The 22,619-nt window shown below is 44.6% G+C and carries 20 protein-coding genes and 1 riboswitch; of the genes, 9 read left to right on the top strand and 11 right to left on the bottom strand.

The window, feature by feature from the left end; translation table 11 throughout:
- Positions 1-46: 46 nt before the first annotated feature.
- From FHS86_RS00660 to FHS86_RS00670, 3 genes are all read right to left on the bottom strand, one after another.
- Positions 47-2,986: a triple tyrosine motif-containing protein gene (locus FHS86_RS00660; RefSeq protein WP_429410055.1), complete on the bottom strand. Its 2,940-nt coding sequence runs from the start codon at positions 2,984-2,986 to the stop codon at positions 47-49.
- A 262-nt stretch (positions 2,987-3,248) separates the two neighbouring features.
- Positions 3,249-4,436, bottom strand: coding sequence for a dual-specificity RNA methyltransferase RlmN (gene rlmN / locus FHS86_RS00665; RefSeq protein ID WP_429410057.1), 1,188 nt, complete (start codon positions 4,434-4,436; stop codon positions 3,249-3,251).
- Between the two features lie 4 nt (positions 4,437-4,440).
- The gene (locus tag FHS86_RS00670) at positions 4,441-5,121 is read right to left on the bottom strand and encodes an FAD-binding oxidoreductase (protein ID WP_429410059.1); all 681 of its coding nucleotides are present in this window, start codon (positions 5,119-5,121) and stop codon (positions 4,441-4,443) included.
- 219 nt (positions 5,122-5,340) lie between these two features.
- On the opposite strand from FHS86_RS00670, the gene dcd reads away from it, so the two are divergent.
- The 5 genes from dcd (at position 5,341) to FHS86_RS00695 (ending at position 8,845) form a co-directional block, all read left to right on the top strand.
- Positions 5,341-5,862, top strand: a complete 522-nt coding sequence (dcd, locus tag FHS86_RS00675) for a dCTP deaminase (protein ID WP_429410061.1) — start codon at positions 5,341-5,343, stop codon at positions 5,860-5,862.
- Positions 5,863-5,950: 88 nt separating this feature from the next.
- Positions 5,951-6,244, top strand: a complete 294-nt coding sequence (gene yidD / locus FHS86_RS00680) for a membrane protein insertion efficiency factor YidD (protein WP_429410063.1) — start codon at positions 5,951-5,953, stop codon at positions 6,242-6,244.
- Between the two features lie 112 nt (positions 6,245-6,356).
- Positions 6,357-7,244, top strand: coding sequence for a metal ABC transporter solute-binding protein, Zn/Mn family (locus FHS86_RS00685; RefSeq protein WP_429410065.1), 888 nt, complete (start codon positions 6,357-6,359; stop codon positions 7,242-7,244).
- On the top strand, positions 7,241-7,993 hold the full coding sequence (locus FHS86_RS00690; RefSeq protein WP_429410067.1) for a metal ABC transporter ATP-binding protein: 753 nt from the start codon (positions 7,241-7,243) through the stop codon (positions 7,991-7,993). The genes FHS86_RS00685 and FHS86_RS00690 overlap by 4 nt, the downstream gene beginning before the upstream one ends.
- A 21-nt stretch (positions 7,994-8,014) precedes the next feature.
- Positions 8,015-8,845 (top strand): metal ABC transporter permease, encoded by an 831-nt coding sequence (locus FHS86_RS00695; protein ID WP_429410069.1) that lies wholly within the window; start codon positions 8,015-8,017, stop codon positions 8,843-8,845.
- Here the strand turns inward: FHS86_RS00695 and FHS86_RS00700 are convergent.
- The 3 genes from FHS86_RS00700 to cysS all read right to left on the bottom strand — a co-directional run bounded on the left by FHS86_RS00700 (position 8,802) and on the right by cysS (position 12,756).
- A complete protein-coding gene (locus FHS86_RS00700) occupies positions 8,802-9,734 on the bottom strand; it encodes a hypothetical protein (RefSeq protein WP_429410071.1) in 933 nt (310 codons plus the stop codon). The genes FHS86_RS00695 and FHS86_RS00700 overlap by 44 nt on opposite strands.
- Positions 9,734-11,062: an MBOAT family O-acyltransferase gene (locus tag FHS86_RS00705; protein ID WP_429410073.1), complete on the bottom strand. Its 1,329-nt coding sequence runs from the start codon at positions 11,060-11,062 to the stop codon at positions 9,734-9,736. Before FHS86_RS00705 ends, FHS86_RS00700 begins: the two co-directional genes overlap by 1 nt.
- A gap of 218 nt (positions 11,063-11,280) precedes the next feature.
- Positions 11,281-12,756, bottom strand: coding sequence for a cysteine--tRNA ligase (gene cysS, locus FHS86_RS00710; protein ID WP_429410075.1), 1,476 nt, complete (start codon positions 12,754-12,756; stop codon positions 11,281-11,283).
- 265 nt (positions 12,757-13,021) lie between these two features.
- Between cysS and FHS86_RS00715 the strand changes: the two genes are divergently transcribed.
- The 4 genes from FHS86_RS00715 (at position 13,022) to FHS86_RS00730 (ending at position 16,727) form a co-directional block, all read left to right on the top strand.
- On the top strand, positions 13,022-14,020 hold the full coding sequence (locus tag FHS86_RS00715) for a leucine-rich repeat domain-containing protein (protein ID WP_429410077.1): 999 nt from the start codon (positions 13,022-13,024) through the stop codon (positions 14,018-14,020).
- A gap of 92 nt (positions 14,021-14,112) precedes the next feature.
- A riboswitch (SAM riboswitch) is annotated at positions 14,113-14,214 on the top strand.
- A gap of 136 nt (positions 14,215-14,350) precedes the next feature.
- On the top strand, positions 14,351-15,526 hold the full coding sequence (locus FHS86_RS00720; RefSeq protein ID WP_429410079.1) for a homocysteine biosynthesis protein: 1,176 nt from the start codon (positions 14,351-14,353) through the stop codon (positions 15,524-15,526).
- On the top strand, positions 15,523-15,948 hold the full coding sequence (locus tag FHS86_RS00725) for an NIL domain-containing protein (protein WP_429410081.1): 426 nt from the start codon (positions 15,523-15,525) through the stop codon (positions 15,946-15,948). Before FHS86_RS00720 ends, FHS86_RS00725 begins: the two co-directional genes overlap by 4 nt.
- 26 nt (positions 15,949-15,974) lie before the next feature.
- Positions 15,975-16,727, top strand: a complete 753-nt coding sequence (locus FHS86_RS00730) for a UPF0280 family protein (protein WP_429410083.1) — start codon at positions 15,975-15,977, stop codon at positions 16,725-16,727.
- 4 nt (positions 16,728-16,731) lie between these two features.
- On the opposite strand, the gene FHS86_RS00735 is transcribed toward FHS86_RS00730, so the two are convergent.
- The 5 genes from FHS86_RS00735 to menD all read right to left on the bottom strand — a co-directional run bounded on the left by FHS86_RS00735 (position 16,732) and on the right by menD (position 22,567).
- Positions 16,732-17,745 (bottom strand): o-succinylbenzoate synthase, encoded by a 1,014-nt coding sequence (locus FHS86_RS00735; protein WP_429410085.1) that lies wholly within the window; start codon positions 17,743-17,745, stop codon positions 16,732-16,734.
- A 39-nt stretch (positions 17,746-17,784) separates the two neighbouring features.
- Positions 17,785-18,693: a 1,4-dihydroxy-2-naphthoate polyprenyltransferase gene (locus tag FHS86_RS00740; protein WP_429410087.1), complete on the bottom strand. Its 909-nt coding sequence runs from the start codon at positions 18,691-18,693 to the stop codon at positions 17,785-17,787.
- Position 18,694: 1 nt separating this feature from the next.
- Entirely contained in the window at positions 18,695-19,831 is a 1,137-nt protein-coding gene (locus FHS86_RS00745; protein ID WP_429410089.1) for an AAA family ATPase, read from the bottom strand.
- Between the two features lie 114 nt (positions 19,832-19,945).
- Positions 19,946-20,767 carry a 1,4-dihydroxy-2-naphthoyl-CoA synthase gene (gene menB / locus FHS86_RS00750; RefSeq protein WP_429410091.1) on the bottom strand — a complete coding sequence of 274 codons (822 nt, stop codon included), beginning with the start codon at positions 20,765-20,767 and terminating at the stop codon, positions 19,946-19,948.
- 138 nt (positions 20,768-20,905) lie between these two features.
- Positions 20,906-22,567, bottom strand: coding sequence for a 2-succinyl-5-enolpyruvyl-6-hydroxy-3-cyclohexene-1-carboxylic-acid synthase (gene menD, locus FHS86_RS00755; RefSeq protein ID WP_429410093.1), 1,662 nt, complete (start codon positions 22,565-22,567; stop codon positions 20,906-20,908).
- Positions 22,568-22,619 lie beyond the last annotated feature (52 nt).

Genomic DNA, 22,619 nt, shown 5'->3' on the forward strand with positions numbered 1-22,619 from the left:
TAATTACTCAAACGAAGTAGTTAAAGCGACCATTGTGTTGTGGCTGCTAAATGGAAAGTATGTAATCGATCAGGTTTTGTGCCCGGTCGAGGTCAAATTTCTTTCTTAAACGGTAACGACTGATTTCCACCCCTCTGGTGGTGATGTTCATCAGTGCCGCAATTTCCTTGCTCGAAATGTTCATGCGAAGATAAGCCGATAATTTGAGTTCTTTGGGGGTAATGTTGGGATGTTTTTCACGCAGGCGCTTCAGGAAGTCTTCGTGAACCTGCTCAAAATTGGTTTCAAAAACCGACCACGATTCATCATTGCTGGTTTCCTTTTCTATTTTCCGTATCATCATTCCAATGCGGCTTTTCACCAACTCCTCCCTGATTTCCGACTGAATTTTTTTCAATTCGGCTTTCATCTTGTTGAGTTGCTTGTTCTTCTGAACCAGGTTCATTGCCGAGTTGGCCAGTTCCTTGTCTTTATGAATCATTTCGGCTCTTAGCTTGTCGTTGCGCAGTCGAATGATTTCCTTTTCGGCTTCGAGGGCATCGCGTTTCAGCTTTTCTTCTCTTTCCTGGTATTTCTTTTTTTGAATGGCCTGTTCTTTCAAGCGACTTTTTTCCACCCTTTTCAGAAAGAGATAAATCCAGAACCAGATAAAAAACAGAAAAAGGATAAAATACCCGATAATGGCGCCGGTTGACTTATACCAGGGCGGAAGAATGGTAAAATGGAAGGCTTCGGCTTCGGAGATCACATCGTACTTATTCCTGCTGCGTACCCTGAAAATGAAATCGCCATCGGGAAGGTTGGTATATTCCTTCAAAGCCGGCGTTTGCCAGTCCGACCAATCCTCATCAAAGCCTTCGAGCTGGTAGGAAAAAAGAGTTTCGCTGTTCCCCTCGTAAAAAAGTGCCGAAAAAGTGAAACGCAGTGAATTTTCGCGATAAGCAATTTGTGGAGTATCATCAACGGGGCCCGTATCCTGCCCGAACAATACGCCGTTATAAAGCACCTCACCGCTTCCCAGCAAGGCCACCGAATGAATGGCTGCATGATAGCCCCGTCGATAATCCATGATCATTTTAGGGTTGTAATGAGCATAGCCTTTTTCAAGTGCAATCAGTACATTGGTATCGTCGATTACGTTAAAATGGAAGAAACTGCCTATAAATCTTCCTTTCAGCTTGTTAAAAGGAAAAGACACATTGGAATAGGTTCCATCTTCGAGCAGCCGTAGTACGCCGCCTTCATTGTTGCGGGTTACGTACCAGATGTTCATGTGCTGGTCTTCCTGAATAAACTGAATGTCCTGTTCCTGAAATAACTTATTGTAGTAGGCCGAACGAAAGAAATTGTCTTTTACCGGGTTGTACTGATAAATTCCGTCGTCGGTGGTGAGCAAGACATCACCACTGGCCATGCGCTTTACCTTGTTCAGATAACTGGCCGGCAGCCCGTCGTCGGCAGTAAATTGTTTCACCAGCACCAGGCTATCGAGCGCTGGCGTTAAACGAAACAGTTTAACCCCGTTAAAAGCATGACTGATCCACACATAACGATCATCGACCACCTCCATTTCCTGGCACGAATAATCGACTCCCGGAACATTGGCCACATGTTTCATCACGCCTTCTTCGAAACGACATAGTTCAACACCATCGTAGGTACCTTCGAGGTACCAGTTGTTGTGTCCTTTTACAGCATGATAAGCCCAACAGCCCGGAATGTCGTTCATTTGGATACCAAAGTCACCATCGATTAGATAACTTCCATTATTGTGCCCGCAAAAAAGCCGGCCTTCGATCACCTGCAGGCTCCAAACCTGCCCCGAGGTATTTTTGACCATCTTAAAATCGGCAGCACTCAGGTTCGGCTTTTTAAAATCGGACAGCTTACAATAAAAAAGCCCCTGGTTGGTACCCAGATAAAGGGTATCGTTAAAAGCGATCGAAGTATAGCCCGTACCAAAATCGTAAAAATCCTGTAACAGCGTAATGGGCGAATTGATTTCAACATAGTCGATACCATTGTCGAGCCCGAGCCATAAATTGCCGTCAATGTCGAGGCACATGCTGAGAATGGTATTGTTTTGCAAGCCTTTTTCCCGGTTAATCATCTGAATCACATCACCCTGCCGGTTACAGATAATCAGTCCATTCTGAATGGTTCCAAAGGCAAAATGTTCGTCATCGATTAGGGAGCTGGAGTAGATCTGGTATTCTTTCAACAGGGGATTAACAGGCGTCTCCCAGGGTTTCAGGCTAAGCCCATCGTACACAAAGAGTCCGTCACGGGCCGTACCAATCAGCAATTCGTCGTTATTAAGCGCTAACATGGTCCACACTTCGAGGTGGATAAAGAAATCGCTTCCGGGAATTTTTCTCAGAAAACCATTTCGATATTCCAGCAGGCCATTTTCACGGTCGTGAACATAAAGTACTCCGTTGACATAATAGGAAAAATGGAAGGTGCTGCGAGGCACTATCACTTCAATTTGCTGTCCATCGTAGATGTACATTCCTTCAAACGACTGAAATACAACACCATGTGCGGTTTCATGAATTTTCCACACATCACCAAACTGGCGATGAATTTCGGGAATCAGCGGTAAGAGTGAGATGTACTCCGGATGTCCAATGGAGTCATTGATATAATAGCCAAACTCGTTGTAAGCACCAACAAACAAGCGTTGTTTCTCTTCGGAAAAAAACACCGAACGGATGTTCGAACCATTGGGAGATGAAAAGCTGTTCCAAAACTGCCCGTCGTAACGGAGCAAGCCACTGTTATTGCCATAATACATCACCCCGTTACTTCCCTGTGCAATTCCCCAATTTTGTGTACCGGCATGATATACCGAACGTTCGAAATTCTGAATTACCGGAACCCCAATTCTTTTAACGGCTGCCTGAAGACTTGAAAAGCCCAGAAACAACAGGATAAAAAATAAAAAACGATGCGATGCGATGCTATTTTTTGCAACAATAACCATAACAAGCTGATTAATTCAATGAATCTCAAAACATGAGGGCATAAGTGTAAAATCCGGGCACTCCGCTTCCTCCTTCATTGTCGGAAAGTGCTTTAAGATAGTTACTTTATTTTCCTCCGAAAAGTTAAACAATTTTTCAGGATAAATTCTAACGCATCGTATTGTCCCTGAAATGTAAAAGTAAAGAAGAAAAACCGAACACAAAAATTGAAATTCAGTGCCGCATTAAAACTGGCTGAGAAAAAGCCCCTTTTAATGCTTCTTATTGATCGCCCACCAGTGCTTTTGTACTTAAGAGGCCACAGGCAGCATAAATGTCCTGACCCCGCGAAGCACGCACCGTGGTGAGAATTCCCTTCTGATTCAGTGCATCTTTGAAATATTGCAGGCGCTGTTCGTCGGTTTTTTGCAAAGGGGTGCCCGGAATGGGGTGAAAGCGAATCAGGTTCACGTGGCTTCTGATGCCATTGAAAAGCCGGGTCATTTCCTTCACGTGTTCGGGTGTATCGTTTAAACCGCCAAACACGATGTACTCGAACGAGAGCTTACGCTGGCGGTCAAAATCGAACGAGCGGATTTCGTCAACAACGTCCTTAATCGGGTAAGCCATTTGCACCGGCATCAGTTGCTGGCGCTCCTGATCAAAAGGCGTGTGAACACTGATGGCCAGATTGCACTTGCTTTCATTCAAAAAACGCCTGAGGGCCGGAACAATACCGATCGACGATACGGTTACCCGGCGCGGACTCATGGCATAAGCCCATTCGGCCGTTAATATTTCGGTACTCTTAAGCACTTCATCGAGGTTATCGAAAGGTTCACCCATGCCCATGTATACAATATTGGTCACCTCGCCAAACTCTTCGATCATCCGAAGCTGATTCACAATTTCGCCAGCTGTGAGCTGACCGTTAAAGCCCTGTTTCCCGGTCATACAAAAAAGGCAACCCATTTTGCAGCCTACCTGCGACGAAACACAAACTGTTTTGCGGTGTTTGTCGGGAATCATGGCTGTTTCGATGTACTTGCCATGGGCTGTCGGGAAAAGATATTTTTTGGTTCCGTCGGAACTCTCCTGCACTTTGATGGGAGCCACCAGGCCCACCTCGTATTTTTCGAGCAACAACTCACGGGCTTTCTTCGAAAGGTTGGTCATTTCTTCAATCGACGAAATCTCCTTTTTATAAAGCCAGTCGGCAATTTGTTTGCCGGTGAATTTAGGCAAGCCGAGTTCCAGAACCAGGGCGGTCAGTTCATCGAGTGTTAAGCCAAAGAGGGCTTGTTTTTTCGATGCTGGTTGCTCGTTGCCCGTTGCTGGTCGGATGCTCGATGCTGGTTGCTCGATGCTGGTTGCTGGTTGCTGGATATCAGACAGACTCCTAATTGAGTTGCTTTGATCTACGCTACTTTGCGACTCTTGTTCATTATTTATTATTTCTTGTTTTGCCATCGTTTTAAAAAAAGATTTCAGAGATGATGTTGCCATACGGAATCCCTTTTGAAATAAGCAAATCCCTGACTTCAACCACCATTAATGCTCTGCCGCAAAGGTAATACTTATTGTTGGTTGGCAATCGATCAACATTTTCGAGAAAGGAAGTTACGCGTCCGAAATAATCGCCCTGCGCATCGGAACCCGTTGAACAGCGGATATAATGTTCGCGAAGTGTCTCTTTGAATTCACGTTCAAAATAGAAATTGCTGAGCGTGCGGGCCCCGTGGAGCAATCGTTCGGGCCGGTAAGCCGAGCGCATCATGGCGTAAAACGGAGCGATGCCCGTGCCCGTTGCAATCCACCACATCGGGTGCTCAGCGTCAGGTAAAAAACTCCCGTAAGGCTTACTTACATACAACGCATCGCCTGCTTTCATTTTTGCCATGAGCGGGGTGAGCCAACCATCCTCTTTCAGGTCGAAAAGAATTTGCAGAAAGGAATCGTTCTCGCCGCTGCATACACTGTAAATCCGCGGGGCATTCGACTCATCGGCAGCAACAGCCACCACCTGGCCGGCCTTCAAATCGAACTGCTTTTCGACACGAAGCAGGAACTTGCCGGGGCACACTTCTTCGATTTCCAGCACTTTATTTTTAAAGAGGTATTGATCACCACGGATGTATTCTGATGGTTTGGGCATTTGTATATGAATAAGATGAAAAAATTTAAACTGAATAAACCTTTTGATTGTGCTTTCTATAAACACATTGTTCGACCAGTGGTTTACTTCTTATCGGTTTTTGTCGTGAAGATTACACAGATAAGGCCATCTGGTGAAAATGGAAAGAATTCAAACTCCACGCTCTTTTATTGAAATTAAACCCTTTATATTTGTCCTGCATTTTTAAAGCATAAACACATGATTCTTTCCGGCAAAGAAATTAAAAAACGTTTGAACAAGGATATTTTCATTGAACCTTACAGCCCTGCTCAACTCAATCCCAACAGCTACAACCTGAAGCTGCACAATCGCCTGATGGTTTACGATAAAAATGAGCTGGACATGAAAAAGGAAAACACAGCTTCCGAACTGTTTATTCCTGAAGAGGGTTTGTTGCTGGAAACCAACAAACTTTACCTGGGCCGCACACTGGAATACACCCGTACCGAAAACCTGGTACCCATGCTCGAAGGGCGTTCGTCCATTGGCCGCCTGGGGATGTTTATTCACGTTACTGCCGGTTTTGGCGATGTAGGTTTTGCAGGCTTCTGGACACTCGAAATCTTTTGTGTTCAACCCATCAGGATTTATGCGGGAGTTGAAATTTGTCAGATCTATTACCACGACCTGCTGGGCGAATACGAAAAATACAAAAGCGGGAAATATCAAAACAACCAGGGCATTCAGCCCAGTTTATTATTTAAAGACTTTGAAAAATAGAAAATTGGAAATAGTCCTTGCTCATTAGCAAAGAGATCAATTTACTAATGACTTAATGGCTAGCGACTTAATGACTAGTGACTTAATAATGGCGTTTTATAAATTCATATTAAAACTAATCAGTTATCCAATTCTTGCATTGGTGTACTTTTATAAATATGCCATATCACCCCTCACTCCCCCCTCATGCAGGCATGTTCCCACCTGTTCAAACTACATGATTGAAGCCATCAAAATCCATGGCCCCTTCAAAGGATTCTGGATGGGACTCCGACGACTGTCGAAATGCCATCCCTGGGGAACACACGGATACGATCCTGTTCCACCACGAAAAATTAAAACGCAAACAGATCAGGCTGAGAAGAAAACTGATCAGGCATGATTGCTTGCAAGACAATCGGCCTGAGAAAGCAAGTTCTTATAAAAACAAAAGAGAAAAATAAAAAACTAAATTTGCAGCACTTTGTTTTTACTTTTTAAAACGTTGATCAATTATGTTTAAACCGATCCTTTTTTTACTTGGAGCCTTGTTGCTTTTGGTGGCCTGTAATAATAAGGCAGCCGACAGTGGCACCAACATTACCGTAAGCATTCCTCCTCAGAAATATTTTATTGAGCAAATAGCCGGCGACTTATTTCAAGTCAATGTGATGCTGGCTCCCGGATCGAGTCCGGCCGATTATGAACCTACTCCACGGCAGGTCGAAGCGTTGAGTCAGGCAAAATATTACTTCTATGTTGGGCATCTGGGCTTCGAAAAATCGTGGATGAAACGCTTCGACAAAGCGGCTCCAGGGGTTGAATTTATTTCGTGCAGCAAAGGCATCGACCTGCTCAGAGGCGATGTGGCCCATCATCATCACGAAGATGATCATGGCCACGATCATGGTGGCACTGATCCACACATCTGGACTTCGCCCGAGAATGTAAAAACCATTTCAAGAAATATAGCCGCTACACTTTCGGCCGACTTTCCCGAACACGCCACAAGCTTTGATGAGAACCTTCGTCTTTTCATTGCCCGCATCGACACCCTCGATAATTACATCCGAAGCTCCATTACCGATACCGTTGCGCATTCCTTCATGATTTTTCATCCTTCGCTGAGTTATTATGCACGCGATTATCACCTGGAGCAACTTTCGATTGAGTTTGAAGGCAAATCACCCAGCACAGCACACATGAAGAAAATGATTGATCAGGCTGAAGAAAAGAACATCAATACCATTTTTGTTCAAACTCAGTTCGAAACGACCAAAGCCAATGCCATTGCCAAAGCCATCGGGGCCAAAGTGGAAACAGTCGATCCGCTTTCGGAAGACTGGCTGAATGAAATGTATGCCATCACACGAAAACTGGAACAATCGTTCAAAGCAGAATGAAGCCATTGATCGAAATAAAAAATTTAACGGTTCAATACGATGATTACGTCGCACTCGAAAATGTCAACATGCGCATCGACGAGAACGACTTCATTGGTGTTATCGGGCCCAATGGCGGGGGAAAAACGACCCTGCTCAAAGCCATTCTGGGACTTGTTGAGCCCAGCAGCGGGTCGCTGCTTTTTTCTGAAGCTTTCAACGACCGGGGCAGTAACATCGGCTACCTTCCACAGGTCAATAAATTTGATCACCGTTTCCCAATTACCGTTTACGAAGTTGTGGTTTCGGGACTTGCACGGCGCAACAACTGGCTAAGAGGCTCGCACAAAGCCGACAAAGCCAGAGCGATGGACATGCTTAACGAAATGGGCATCGAACATCTGGCACACAAGCCCATTGGCGAGCTGTCGGGCGGGCAAATGCAGCGTGTTTTTCTGAGCCGTGCACTGGTCTCATCTCCACGCTTGCTGATTCTCGACGAACCCGACACCTATGTCGACAATAATTTTGAAACCGAATTGTATTCGAAACTGGTAGAAGTCAACCAACGCATGGCCATCGTATTGGTTTCGCACGATGTGGGAACCATCAGTGCGCATGTGAAAAGCATTGCCTGTGTAAATAAGGCGCTGCAATACCACCCGTCGAACATCATATCGCCCGAATTACTGGCATCCTACAATTGTCCGATCCAGATGATCACTCATGGCGAAGTGCCCCACACCGTTTTGGGGCCTCATCAACACTAAGTAAACTGTACCCGATAAAGCATGACAGAACTTTTAAAATACGATTTTTTCACCAATGCACTGCTGGCTTCCTTTTTAACTGCAATTTCATGCGGAATAACAGGAACATACATTGTTTCGCGACGCATGGTCTTTATAGGAGGTGGCATTACCCACGCCTCGTTTGGCGGAATCGGAATTGCTTATTTTCTTGGTTTGAACCCTATTTTAGGAGCGGCTGTTTTTGCCGTTCTTTCTGCTTTTGGGATCAATTATTTCACCCAGCGCGGGAACATCAGACAGGATTCGTCGATTGCCATCTGGTGGTCGCTGGGAATGGCCATTGGTATAATTTTTATTGCCATCACTCCCGGCTATGCACCCAACCTCATGAGTTTTCTTTTCGGAAGCATCCTCACCGTAAATGCCGGTGATTTGATTTTTATGGGGCTGGTATCGCTGATTTTGTTGCTGCTTTTTACTTTCTTTTTCCGACTGATTGTAAGTGTTGCCTTCGATGAAGAATTTGCACAAACCCGCCAGCTTCCGGTTCAGTGGGTCAATTACATTCTGATGGGGATGAGTGCCCTGGCCATTGTTGCCAGTATCCGCATTTCAGGAGTTATTCTTGTGCTTTCGTTGCTAACCTTACCACAGGCGACGATCAACCTCTTCACCAAAAAATTTAAAAATATCATGATTGGTTCTGTAATAACAGGCTTTGTCGGAATGTTCTCCGGGCTGATGCTTTCGTATTACACCAATCTGCCCTCAGGCGCCACCATCATCCTGGTACTCACCTTGTTTTTTGCTCTGGGAAAAACAGGGCTTATTCTGAAACGCCATCGTTCAGCTGCTTTAACTTTGCACTGATCTCCCCAGCAACGATCTTCGACAGTTTTTCTGCTGAAGCTGGATCGAGATGACTGCCGTCGTAAGTCGAAAAGGGCCTTCCCTTTAAATCAATCCAAAAGCCACCGGCCGCAGTAAAGCTGTTGCTAATTAGGGTTTCGTTGTAGCCCCCCAGAGTGTCGGCCAAAGCGGCCATTGAAACCGTCACGGGCGGCCTGAAGCCAAACACCATGATTTCTTTTTGTTTCCATTCTTCAAGCTGAGCAAATAAATCATCCATCAAAACTGAATCAACCTTATACTTCTTATAATCTTTAACATACGAAGGCAATGCTTCGGTAGTGTCGACCGGAAACTTTTCGGAGCGCACATAGCCGTTGGCAAAGTATTCATTTCGATAATAAGAAGCATCGGGGCTTTGATTCTTCATGTCAATAAGCTGTTCGGGAGACGTAGGGGTAAACCAATATTTTACCGGATTCAGGTAAAGCCGCTCAATGATCTCTTCGCGCGGACGGGTCAGTTCCTGCAGGTACTGATCGTTGGCAATGCTGTAGCGCGTAATTGTATTGGCCGAAATACCCATTACGATGATTTTATGCTTTGCCCTGTCGCTGAGTTTTTCTTCAGCAGCCTTAAACATGCGTCGATTTAAACCGCCGTTTGAGTAGCCAAAATTAAGGATGGAAAAACCGGGAAGGACGGTCTGCATGGCGCGCGGTGAAAGACCGCGATAAACCCGTGAATCACCCATCAGTACCACATCGTAGCGCGAAGGGGCAAAGGTTTTTTGCGACCAGAAACGTTCTCCCAGATACTTTTCGGCATCTTTGGGTAACAACAGACCAAGACCCACCGTCAGGATGGCGGCAATGATCACACTTAGTGTTATGTTGGCCTGCTTTTTCATTAAAACTGAAAATAAATAAACTCACTTCCGGGTCCACGGAAAAATATGATAACTACAATTAAAATGGCATAAAATACCATCTCGGCCAATGGAGGTACTTTTCTGAAGTATTTGTCAAGCCTGAGCGCGGCAAACAACTCGCGAACCAGCATCAGCGAAATAAATATACTTCCATTGAGGCCCCAGTTAAAAGCAAAAGTTCCTTGAAACGAGAACATGACTTTCACAATTTCCCAGGCCTGATCGATGGAGTTGGCCCGGAAAAAAACCCAGGCAACCAGCACCTGCACCGTTACGAAAAACCAGCCAAACAAGTTCGTCAGGCGGTTACGACCTATCAGTCGATCCCAGCCTGTGATGCGCTCGAAGCTTGAAAAGAATGCATGAATTCCGCCCCAGGCAACAAAAGTCCAGGCAGCTCCGTGCCATAAGCCCGAAACCAGCATGGTGATCCATAAATTGACATAGCCACGAAACCGGCCTTTTCGGTTTCCGCCCAAAGGAATATAAAGGTAATCGCGAAACCAGGTAGAAAGAGAAATGTGCCAGCGTGACCAGAATTCGCGCATACTCCGCGAAATATAGGGATGATTAAAATTATCGGGGAAATCGTAGCCCATCCATCGGGCCAGGCCACGTGCAATATCGCTGTAACCTGCAAAATCGCAGTAAATCTGTAACGCAAAGGCAATCATCACCCCCCACCAGTACATCGACGACTCATTGATTCCCGGCGCACTAAAGGCACTGACCACCAGCGGGGCCAGGTTGTCGGCAATGACCATCTTTTTAAAATACCCCCTTACAATGAGCTGGAAACCCGCCCAGCGTTCGGCTGCCGACACCTTCGTTTGTTTCAGCATTTGAGGCAGCATAGTACTTGCCCGAACAATGGGGCCGGCAACCAACTGCGGAAACATCGACAGATAAGCGAAAAAATGGATCAGGCTTCGGGTTGGTTTGATTTTTTCACGGTACACGTCAAAGGTGTAACTCATGCTTTGGAAGGTGTAAAAACTAATTCCGACGGGAGTTACCAAAAAGAAATCGGGGGTTGCTCCCAATAAGGAATTTCCACCGCTTAATCCCAGCAGCGAATCGATATTTTGTGCAATGAAGCCCGAATATTTAAAGACTGAAAGTGATCCGATATTGGCAATGATGGAAAGAACAAAAAACAACTTTCTCCTTCGACGATAGTGTTGCATGCCCAATGCCGCCAAAAAATCGATCATTCCACTAAACAGAATAAGGAAAAGAAAACGCCAGTCCCACCATCCATAAAAGAAAAACGAAGCGACAGTTAACCACAAAAGGCGTCCCTTCACGTTTTTGCCTATGACTTTCGAGACCGTGAAAAACAGCAGTGCAAAAAGTACAAATATGAGTGAATTAAAAAGCACACGCTAAAATAGAAATTTATCGTCTACAGCACTTCAATTTACAGGAATAGAACATGCAGGTTCTGAAGAAAAGATTCAGTACATCGGGTGAACTTTGCTATTTTACAAATAACTTTTCTTCTGAAGCCCTCTTCTCTTACCTGCTATTTCTTAAGCTCCCACTCAAAACCATCTTTTGTGTCCTTGATTACGAAGCCAAGTGCTGCCAAATCATCCCTGATTTTATCTGAAAGTGCCCAATTTTTATTGGCTTTCGCTTCTACACGCAGCTGAAGCAACATTTCAACCAGTTCATCAAGCAGGTGCTGCTTGCTGCTTTCAGCAGCTGCTTCGCTTTGTAGCCCGAGTATGTCGAAAACAAAATTGTGAAAAAGCTGCTTCAGTTGCTCCAGGTCTGCTTCATTAATGGTTGCTTTGCCATCGTTGAGGCTATTAATGATGCGCACCCCGTCGAATAGATGTGCGATTACAATTGGTGAATTAAAATCGTCGTTCATGGCTGCATAACAAGCAGCTTGCAAAGGTGCCACATCGACCGATGACTCTTTTCCCGGCTTTATTGAATCGAGCAAACCAACTGCCCTGAGCAGGCGTTGCAAACCTTTTTCGGCTGCCTGCAGGGCCTCATTTGAAAAATCGAGCGTACTGCGGTAATGTGCCTGCAACATGAAAAAGCGAATTACCATGGGCGAGTAAGCCTGCTCAAGCAAGGCATGCTTTCCGTTGAAAAATTCATCCAGAAGAATGAAGTTTCCAAGCGACTTGCCCATTTTCTGCCCGTTAATGGTAATCATATTGTTGTGCATCCAATAGTTAACGCTTTCGTGTCCCAGCGAAGCACAACTCTGCGCCACTTCGGCTTCGTGGTGAGGGAACATTAAATCCATTCCACCTCCGTGAATGTCGAAACGTTCGCCCAGGTATTTGGTACTCATGGCCACACATTCGGTATGCCAGCCCGGGAAACCATCGCTCCACGGTGACGGCCAGCGCATAAGATGTTCCCCGCTTGCTTTCTTCCAAACAGCAAAATCGAGCGATGAATGCTTTTCGTCCTGACCATCGAGCTCACGCGTGTTGGTCAAAAGATCCTCAATTTTCCGTCCCGACAATTTTCCATATTCATAGTCAGCGGCATATTTATTGACATCAAAATAGACCGAACCATTGCTTTCGTAAGCATATCCCTTTTTCAGGAGGGTGCTTACCACTTCAATCTGCTCGATAATGTGCCCGGTTGCTGTTGGCTCGATACTGGGTGGAAGCACATTGAGCTGCAACATGTTCCGCCTGTAACTATTGGTGTAGGTTTGCACTACTTCCATTGGTTCAAGTTGTTCCAACCTGGCTTTCTGCCCGATTTTATCTTCTCCCTCGTCGGCATCGGCCACCAGGTGCCCCACATCAGTTATGTTGCGCACATAGCGTACCTTATATCCCAGGTGAAGAAAATAGCGATGAACCAAATCGAAGGTAATCGCTGGTCGCGAATGTCCCAGGTGGGCATGACCGTATACGGTAGGGCCACAAACATACATTCCCACAAAACCAGGGGTAACGGGTTCGAAGCGTTCTTTTTTACCACTGAGTGTATTGTAAATCAGAATTTGCTGTTCCATAGTGCAAAATATATTGTGTGGCAAAGTTAATAAATCTGAACAATCCATGAGGGCTGCAGCTTTAATCAGACAAAAATATTAAGAAGGAGATCTTTTTTTGAATTATTTAAGTATTTGCTGGTTTAATAACTACATTTTGAAATTTCATCACAACAAAAGCCACATTCATCAAAATAATATTTCAAGTATAACAACAGACCACCTGTCCATCTTCTGATTATCAGTATATTTATTACCAAAAACCAACATCAGCCAACCGTTACAAATGCATGATTTAAAAAGCTATTCTTTTGCTTCTTTTCATAACCCGCTACATGCAAAGAAAACCGGAAAATCCGGCTTCTTTGTAATGCTTGCGATATTGCTGCTATTTGTTGGTCTTCCCAGTTTACATGGCCAGGAAAACAATTTCAGATTAAAATCGATCGACGAAATTCCGCTGACTGAAGTATCGGCCTTAATGGAGCTTTTTTATGCCTGCGATGGAGAACAATGGATCGACAAGCGAAACTGGCTGCAATCTGAAACACCGTCCTCGTGGTATGGCATTACGGTAATGAATGGTCATGTAAGTGCCATCGATCTGTGTTCGAACAACCTGAGTGGCACCCTTCCCGAGTCACTTAATAACCTGACTCATCTAAAAGCCCTTTATTTGTACAATAACAAAATTGAAGGCAGCATTCCTTCATCACTTTTTGAGATCACCACTTTACAAAGAATCAACCTTTCAAACAATAATTTCAGTGCTAACTTACCGCTCAATATGGGTGATGCCATCGCGCTCGAAGAACTTATCATCTGCTTCAATAACATCGAAGGCGAAATTCCTGAATCGATCGGCAATCTGAAACTATTAAGTGGTTTATCGTTATCGCACAACCGCCTTACGGGTAACATTCCGGAGGGTTTATGCCAATTACCCAAACTGACATTGCTATCGCTCTCCAACAACTATCTCGAAGGTAAAATTCCCTGCCAGCTTGAAAATCTGAGCCAACTGCAGCTCATCAACCTGGCGAATAACAACCTTAGCGGAAGCATTCCGGAACAAATAGGAAAGGTAAACTCTCTGGTGATGATCAACCTGAGTCACAACCAGATTGATGGTTCAATCCCTGAATCGATCACGCTGCTCAACAATTTGCGTTATTTGAATCTGGCACACAACAAACTCGACGGAAATTTACCTCACTCAATCAACAACATGAACAGCCTGCGCGCGCTGTTTATCGAAAACAACCGCCTTTCGTATTCCCAATAAAGCTTATTCATATTCATTTTACATTAATCCGCCTTGTTTGAAATCAGCTAAATAGCTGTTACTTTTACCGCCGTTAAACACTTCAAGCGATATAATTATTGAGAAGTGGTTAGAGAACGGGCTCATCGATCCACTGGCAACCTATCGCTGCGATAAGGTGCCAATACCCGGCCGTAAAAACGGAATAATAATTTAGTATGATACAAATCACACGGATACTTTATAGTCTGTTATTGTTGCCAGAGAAATGCTGTTTTAGCATTCAACCCTTGCTGCGCATTACTGTAAAGCAATGGTTAGCAAACATTTTTAGCAGGTAAATTTTCAATTATGAGCGTACAAAAAACATACAGCGAAATCAATCAAAAAATTTTGAATGGCGAAGCGGTAGTACTAACTGCCGAAGAAGTAGCAAAAATGGCACTAACAGCCAGTGCTGAAGAAATTGCCGAAAAGGTGGATGTAGTAACCACTGCCACTTTTGGTGCCATGTGCTCCAGCGGAGCCTTCATCAATTTCGGTCATGCCACGCCACCCATACGCATGGAGAAAATATTGCTGAATGGTGTACCAGCCTACGAAGGGCTTGCTGCTGTTGATACTTATCTGGGAGCAACCGCTGTGAGTGCTGAAAATCCGGCCTATGGCGGCGCCCACGTTATTGAGGATCTCATCAATGGGAAAGACATTGTACTCGAAGCATGGGGCAAGGGTACCGATTGCTATCCGCGCCGACACATCAAAACTTTAATCAACAGGAATACGGTGAATGAAATGTTCTTGTTCAATCCCCGCAATGCTTATCAAAATTACAACGTAGCTGTTAATTCGACCAATAAAACCAAGTTTACCTACATGGGAACTTTGTTGCCCAACCTTCGGAATGCCACCTATTCGACCGCAGGCGAACTAAGTCCCTTGCTCAACGATCCCGAAATGAAAACCATCGGCATTGGAACACGTATCTTTATAGGAGGAACAAGCGGTTTTGTGGCATGGCCCGGAACGCAGTTTCATACAACACGTCCTAAAGATGAAAACGGAGTTCCTGTAACCAATGCCGCCACACTTGCTGTAATTGGCAACCTAAAGGAAATGAGTAGTGAATACCTTCGTGCGGCCTACTACGAAAATTACGGCGTAAGCCTTTTTGTAGGAATTGGCATTCCTATTCCGGTTTTGAATGTCGAGATGGCACGCCGGGTTTCGATCAATAACAGCCAGATCCATACTTCGGTGCTCGACTACGGAATGCCGGGCATGCCCAAAATTGGAGAAGTAAGTTATGAAGAACTGCGCTCGGGACAAATCGAAATCAACGGACAAAGCATAAGAACTGCTCCGGTTGCCAGTCTGGCCAAAGCAAGAAAAATTGCCGACCTGCTTAAGAAAAAGGTTCAAAATGGTGAATTCCTTCTTCAGGAACCTATTCAGCAGTTTCCCGACAATACTACTTTAAAACCGCTCAACGAAGTTGATACCAAGCCAAAAGGAGGTGAATTATGAAAATGGTTAAACGCAGATATGTATTAAAATTCCCGCCCCAAAGCGGTGACAAACCACTGAGTTATGTGCTGGTAAAGGACTACGATATCAGTATCAACATACTAAAGGCGGAAGTGATCCCGGGAAAACGCGGCAACCTCCTGCTCGAACTGGTTGGCAAACGTTCGAACATCGAAAAGGGAATTGCCTACCTTCAATCGCACGATGTTGACTGTTCGCCACTCGACAAAAAAATAACCCTCACACAGGAGCGTTGCATCAATTGTGGAAACTGCACGGCTGTTTGCTTTGCCGGTGCACTTACCATGCATCCCGAAACCTGGGAATTGCAATTCAACAAAGACGAATGCATTGTGTGTGAATTGTGCGTAAAAGCCTGCCCGCTTAATTTATTTGAAATTGACTTTCATAACGGGAACTAGCAACTGAGCTAGCGAAATTTTAAATGATGACAGGAATTGAACCACGCTTCTATCGCAAACAAATGGGAGAAGGCCGTTTTCGTGCTTTCACCGTTGGGTACAAGGATTCCGATCTGTGGATCGGAGTTGATCCCGGCAGCTATAACCCGGCAATGGTAAACGATGCACAACAACACCTGTTTGAATTGCGAAAAACCCTCGAAGCTTACCTGCTCATTCGGCCTGATTTTGCTACGACGTTCATCCCAATCCAACTGAAAGACGATGCCCCGGCTATTGCGCAAAAAATGGCTGAAGCAGCCCGAAAAGCCGGTACAGGGCCAATGGCTGCTGTGGCCGGTGCTTTTGCCGAAGCCATCGCACAGGAGTTAATCAAAAAATTCGAGGTAGAAGAAATTGTCGTTGAAAACGGGGGCGATTTATTTCTGCTTTTAAAAAACAAGCTGATCCTTTCGGTATACGCAGGAAAATCATCGCTTTCGGGCAAGGTTGGAATTGAAGTACCGGCCAGCATTACTCCGGTTGGAATTTGTACTTCGGCCGGAACGGTTGGCCCTTCGGTCAGTTTTGGGAAAGCCGATGCGGTAATGCTTGCTTCCCGAAATTGTGCCCTGGCCGATGCGCTGGCCACAGCCATTGGCAACCAGATAAAAACAGCTGCTGATTTGAACCAGGTATTAGAAAAATATGCCAGTCATCGCGAAATTATCTCTCTTCTGGCAATATGTGAAGGAAGCATGGGCATTAGAGGACAGCTAGCATTGAAAGCCATCCGGTAAAAAATTACAACGAAAGCGCTCCCCACGAGGCGGTCTGACTGTAAAACAATTTTTCGCCCCGGAGCTCCAGTGGTGAAGCCACATTGTTTGAAAAAAGCAAACCGGTACCCAAGCCCTGTGGCAGGCTATTGTTTTTCGTAAAAACCCATTGTGCAATGGCATTCAGTCCAATGTTTGCTTCCAAAGCCGAGGTAGCCCACCAGGCAATGTTTTGATTTTCGGCAAGTTGAATCCATTCATCCGAGGCAACAAATCCGCCCAGCAAACCGGGTTTCAAAATGAGGTACTGCGGTCTGATATGTTCCATCAGTTTTTTCTTTTTGCTGAATGGAAAAACACCGATTAATTCCTCATCCAAAGCAATGGGTAAAGGAGTTTTGGCACAAAGTTCGGCCATTTCGTCCCACAGACCGGCTTGAATGGGTTGCTCAATAGAATGCACCTGTAAGTCGGCCAGTTCTGAAAGCACCCGCCTGGCTTGTGAGGGATGAAAAGCACCATTGGCATCAACCCTGATGGTAAGTTCCCGGGCACTGAACTGCTTACGCATCTGCGAAATCAGGCCCTTTTCCGTCTCCCAGTCAATGGCCCCGATCTTCATCTTAATACATGAAAAACCCAGGTCAAGCTTTTGGGCTATCTGTGTACGCATGTAGCTTTCATCGCCCATCCAAATAAGTCCGTTGGTAACTATTCCTGATTTCCCCGATGTAAACTCCGAAGGATAAAGGATGTGCTTTCCTCCGCCTTGCAAATCGAGCAGGGCAGTTTCAAGTCCAAATTGAATTGCAGGAAAATCATACAATGCTTCCCCAAAATTGAAAGTGCCTGCATTGATTTCGCTACAAAGCTGATGAAGCTTTTCTTCAAAATCAGGGCGGTCGTCAATGCTCAAATCGCGTAATAAGGAGCATTCACCCATCCCGGTGTTTTCTTCATCCGAAAGAAAAATAAACCAGCTTTCTTTGCTTGTGTATACTCCGCGCGAAGTACCGGCAGCCTGAATAAACTGCAACATATGTTTTTTATAGCTTGCCTTTAATTGTTTCATGATGTCTCAAAGCAATAATCCAAGGCCAAATAAAAGTGAAAAGAGAAAGGTAGTTAATGCCAGGTTTTTTAATTCGGCATTGAGTTCTTCTGCAGCCTGGTGATTGTAAACCCTGATGATGTGTCGTACAAAAAGCGGTACGCTTAATGCAAATAACCACTGCCAGGGTGAAAAGTATTCTTTCACGGTATAAACCGTAGTAAAAAGAAACGCAGTAGCAATCAACACCACATGGTAATTTTTGGCAAAAACAGCGCCCTGCTTAACTGCCAGGGTTATCTTGCCTGTAAGCGTGTCGGTCTCGATGTCGCGCAGGTTGTTTACATTCAACACCCCAACACTTAATAGCCCGATTGCAGCAGCCGGATAAAACAAATTAACTTCAAGCCAGTGCGTGTGCAGGTAATAAGTGCCCATCACCCCAACCAGACCGAAGAAAATGAATACAAAAATATCGCCCATGCCTTTGTAGCCATAAGGATTTCGTCCGACAGTATATTTAATCGCAGCAACAATGGCAGCAATGCCCAGTACAAAAAAGAGCAGTATCTCCTTCCACGATAAATTGCTTAAGCCCACCACGATTAACAGACTGCCAGAAACAAACGATAAAAGCACAAAAGCGATGATCATTGACTTAATTTCGCTTTTGCTAACCAGCCCTGATACCGTAACCCTTTGCGGCCCTACCCTTTGGTGATTGTCCTTGCCCGAAACAGCATCGCCATAATCGTTGGCCAGGTTGGACAGGATTTGCAGAAAAGTAATGGTGAAAACAGTAAGCAAAAAAACCGGCCAGCGAAAAAGGCCGTCAGAAAGCGCTAAAAAACTTCCCATAACGGCATTGGCCAGAGCAAGCGGAAGCGTGCGTAAACGAAAAGCCTTGAGCCAGACTTTGATTTTATTTGTTTTCAAGTTATTGTATTTTAAAGTATTCCCTTTTCAGCCAATGTTTGTACATCGGATCCAAAAAAGTAATTTGTTTTTTTTCGATGTCAATTATTTCCTTGTTTATTAGGGATTTACGCGCCTTCAACACATTGGCAGATGTTCCCAGACGATATGCCAGTAGTACGTTTTGCGCGCTTAATTGTTTTTCGCCTTTCAAAATGGCTTCCATCAAATTGATATGTGTTTCGGCCAGTTCATCGGTTTTTGACTGAAAGAGTAAACTTAGTTGGTCGATAATATCTCCGAATGCCTGCTTTACTATTTGATCGTTACACCGCTTTTCGGTCCTCAACCACGATTGCTGGGCCAATTGCTGCACATAATACGGATGACACTCGGCCAGACGGGCAATCTGTGCTGCTTCGTCTTTCAAGATTGTTTTTCCGGTATCGGAAAAACGCCGGATAATAAAGGGAACCCATTCGCTTTCAACAATTTTCTGCAAAAACAGCATGTCGCCAAACTTGTAAAAAGGCATCGACACGTTGGTAAAAACATCCATGAGCATGTGCCTTTTACTTCCATACAAACAATATGAGCTGTGTTGATGCAGTTGCCAATGTGAACGAAGTTTTTGCTGAAAGGCCAGCGGATTTTCAAAATTGCTCATGCTCTGAAACTCATCAATACAAATCACAAATTTCAATTTCATCAGCCTGGCAATTTTCTCTGCAAGATTTAATATTTCATCTGGGCTTTTCTTGACTTCCTTCCAGTCAAAAGCCAATGACAGGCTTTGCTCGTTTGTTGGGTTTATGCTGATTTTTGGAACAAAGTTCCCCATAAATTTCTTCACCAAATCGACCATTGTTTCCAGCCTGCCCGATGCTGCATGTATAACTTTTTCAGCTAATTCCTGATAAAATTGCTCTTCGGAACGAACATTGAAAAGGTCGAGAAAACAAAATCGAAGATTGGGATTTAATGCGCTTGCCTTTTGTGCAGAGTAGGCAACCAACGATGACTTTCCCCAGCGCCGAGGAGAAATTAGTATGGTGTTAATCCCTGTACTGAAGTTGTTCACCAAAAGGTTTACCTCCTTGTTCCTGTCAGTAAAGTTGTTTTCGATTGCAAGCCTTCCATATATAAATGGTGAATCCATCGCTTAAACATTGTTCTACACAAAAGTAGCAATTTATTTAATATTACCAAAAGGTAAGTTACCGGCCAGCAACTTACCTTTTGGTGATATTAATTGGAATAAATGTAGCTCCTATCAAGGAAACTTTGGATACTTCTTAAAATCAGGCTTTCTTTTTTCGAGGAAGGCATGTTTGCCCTCCTGTGCTTCTTCTGTCAGGTAATACAACAAGGTAGCGTTTCCTGCAAATTCCTGTATCCCTATCTGGCCGTCGAGGTCGGCATTCATGCCCAGCTTGAGCATGCGCAGTGCCAGCGGACTGTGTTCCTGCATTTTTTGTGCCCAGGCAACCACCTCGTCTTCGAGATTTTCCAACGGGACCACCTTATTGACCAGTCCCATTTCGAGTGCCTCGGCAGCCGAATATTGGCGACACATGAACCAGATTTCGCGGGCCTTTTTTTGCCCTACAACACTAGCCAGGTACGATGAACCCAGGCCGGCATCGAAACTTCCCACCTTGGGACCTGTTTGACCAAAAATAGCATTTTCGCTGGCTATGCTGATGTCGCACACCACATGCAATACATGGCCACCTCCAATTGCGTAACCATTTACCATGGCAATTACCGGTTTGGGCATGCTGCGAATCTGTTTTTGTACTTCAAGAATATTCAGGCGTGGAATCCCATTTTCATCGATGTAACCGCCTGTTCCTTTCACATTTTGGTCGCCACCCGAACAAAAGGCCTTGTCGCCTGCACCTGTTATTACAACTACATTGATGTTGTTGTCTTCTCTGCAAATGTGAAGTGCATCGCTGATGTTATTTACAGTGGTAGGCCGAAATGCATTTCGTACCTGCTCACGGTTGATGGTGATCTTTCCAATTCCATCGTAATAATCAAAGAAGATGTCTTCGTATTCTTTGATGGTTTCCCAGTTTCTTTTCGCCATAGTGTAATTACTTTCTGATTCTTTGCACCTTCCCAGCCATTCTTGTACTTATAAAAGCCCAAATAATAATGAGGAAGGCCCAAAGATCTCAACGTTAACTATTTGTAAAAGGACATCTCTTAATTCGTCCTTCATAATTTACTTTATCATTTCGATATAACGCTTGTAAACTTCAGCATTCTCAAGTCCCGGCGTCTTAATCTCTAACAACGAAGGACCTGTTTTTGATTGAAAAAAGAACTTCAGTTTCGTGTCAAGTTCGCTTTCATTCCTACAAACAAAGTATTCAACACCAAAAGCACCGACCAGTTTTTCCAAATCAACCGGATGTTTGGTTTCCATGAATTCCTCAAAGGCATCCATTCTTGAAGGTCCGGGAAGCAAACGGAAAATTCCGCCTCCGTCATTGTTAATCACAACAATTTTCAGATTACCTGGCAGTTTCCTGTTCCATAATGCATTGGAATCGTATACAAAGCTCAGATCACCTAAAATTGCAAGATTAAGGGTTGATGTTTGCGAAGCAAAACCAGCTGCTGTCGATAAACAGCCGTCGATACCCGAGACTCCGCGGTTGGAGAACACCTGACTGCTCCCCGATAAATCGAACATTTGTGCGTAGCGCACCGGACTGCTGTTTCCCAGGTGCAGTATTGCACCGGCTGGCAATTGCTGGCTGATGGCATGAAAAACTTTCAGATCGGAATAGGGAAGCTCTTTAAGCACCTGATTGTGTACTTCAGTATTTTGTACATGCAGCGCCCTCCATTTGCTCAGATAATGCTGGTTAACATTACTTTCAGTATTAACAATTGCTGAAAATACCTTTTCGGGATGGCCAATCGACTGCCCCTTTAAGTTCTGATAGGTATCAATGTGGTCAATTTCTTCTGCCATGCGGTAATGTACCAGCGCTTTTTGTTTTTGCAGCCAAATTTTCAGCCGTTTCGAAACCACCGGTCCGCCAAAGCTAATAAGGAGATCAGGGGAAAAATCGGCATCTTCAATCTTTTCTGCCTGAAGCATCAGGCGATCTACTTCATGGATAATATACTTTCCCTTTGTATTTGCGATCGGTTCAGCCAATACTACAGCCTTTTCTGACAGCGCTTGCAAAATGGAATTCAACAACGGTCCCGGGCTGCCTTCACCGCATAGTATCATTGGTTTTTCCGAGCGCTTCCAGGCTGCTATCAGTTCATCAACTTTTTCTTCATTAATTTCGACAGGAGCAGAAGTGGCGATATTTTGACTGGCAACCGGGCTTTCGACATAAAGTGGCTCTGCGATTGGTACATTGATGTGCACAGGTCCCCTGATTCCGCTTAGTGCGGCATTAATTATTTTATTAATTCCATAATGCTGGTTTTGAAGTTCATAAACATCGTGAACCGGCAGGTGCAAATGAATGGAATCCTTTATGTAGTTATGATATACTCCTGCCTGCCTGATGGTTTGATTGTCCTGCTGATCGATGAGATTTTCGGGCCGGTCGGCCGTAATGGCAATCAGTGGAATCCGCTGATAATAGGCTTCAGCCAGTGCCGGAGCATAGTTAAGCACTGCTGTTCCCGAAGTACACAATAAAGCAACTGCCTGCCCGGTAGCCAATGCAATGCCCAGACCGTAAAAGGCAGCTGAGCGCTCATCAACAATACTGTGCAACTGGAAATTCGCCTTATTATAAAACAGGCCGATGAGTGGTGCGTTGCGCGATCCGGGCGAAATCACCACATGGTGAATGCCCTTCAGCTCAAAAATTTTTACCAGATCGGCAATATGTTGTAAGTGATGGATCATTTTAGCGGCAAGATAAATATTATCGATTGAAATTTACAGGAATTAGTCGTTG

This window comes from Roseimarinus sediminis (assembly GCF_050433125.1).
Taxonomy (GTDB): Bacteria; Bacteroidota; Bacteroidia; order Bacteroidales; family Prolixibacteraceae; genus Roseimarinus; species Roseimarinus sediminis.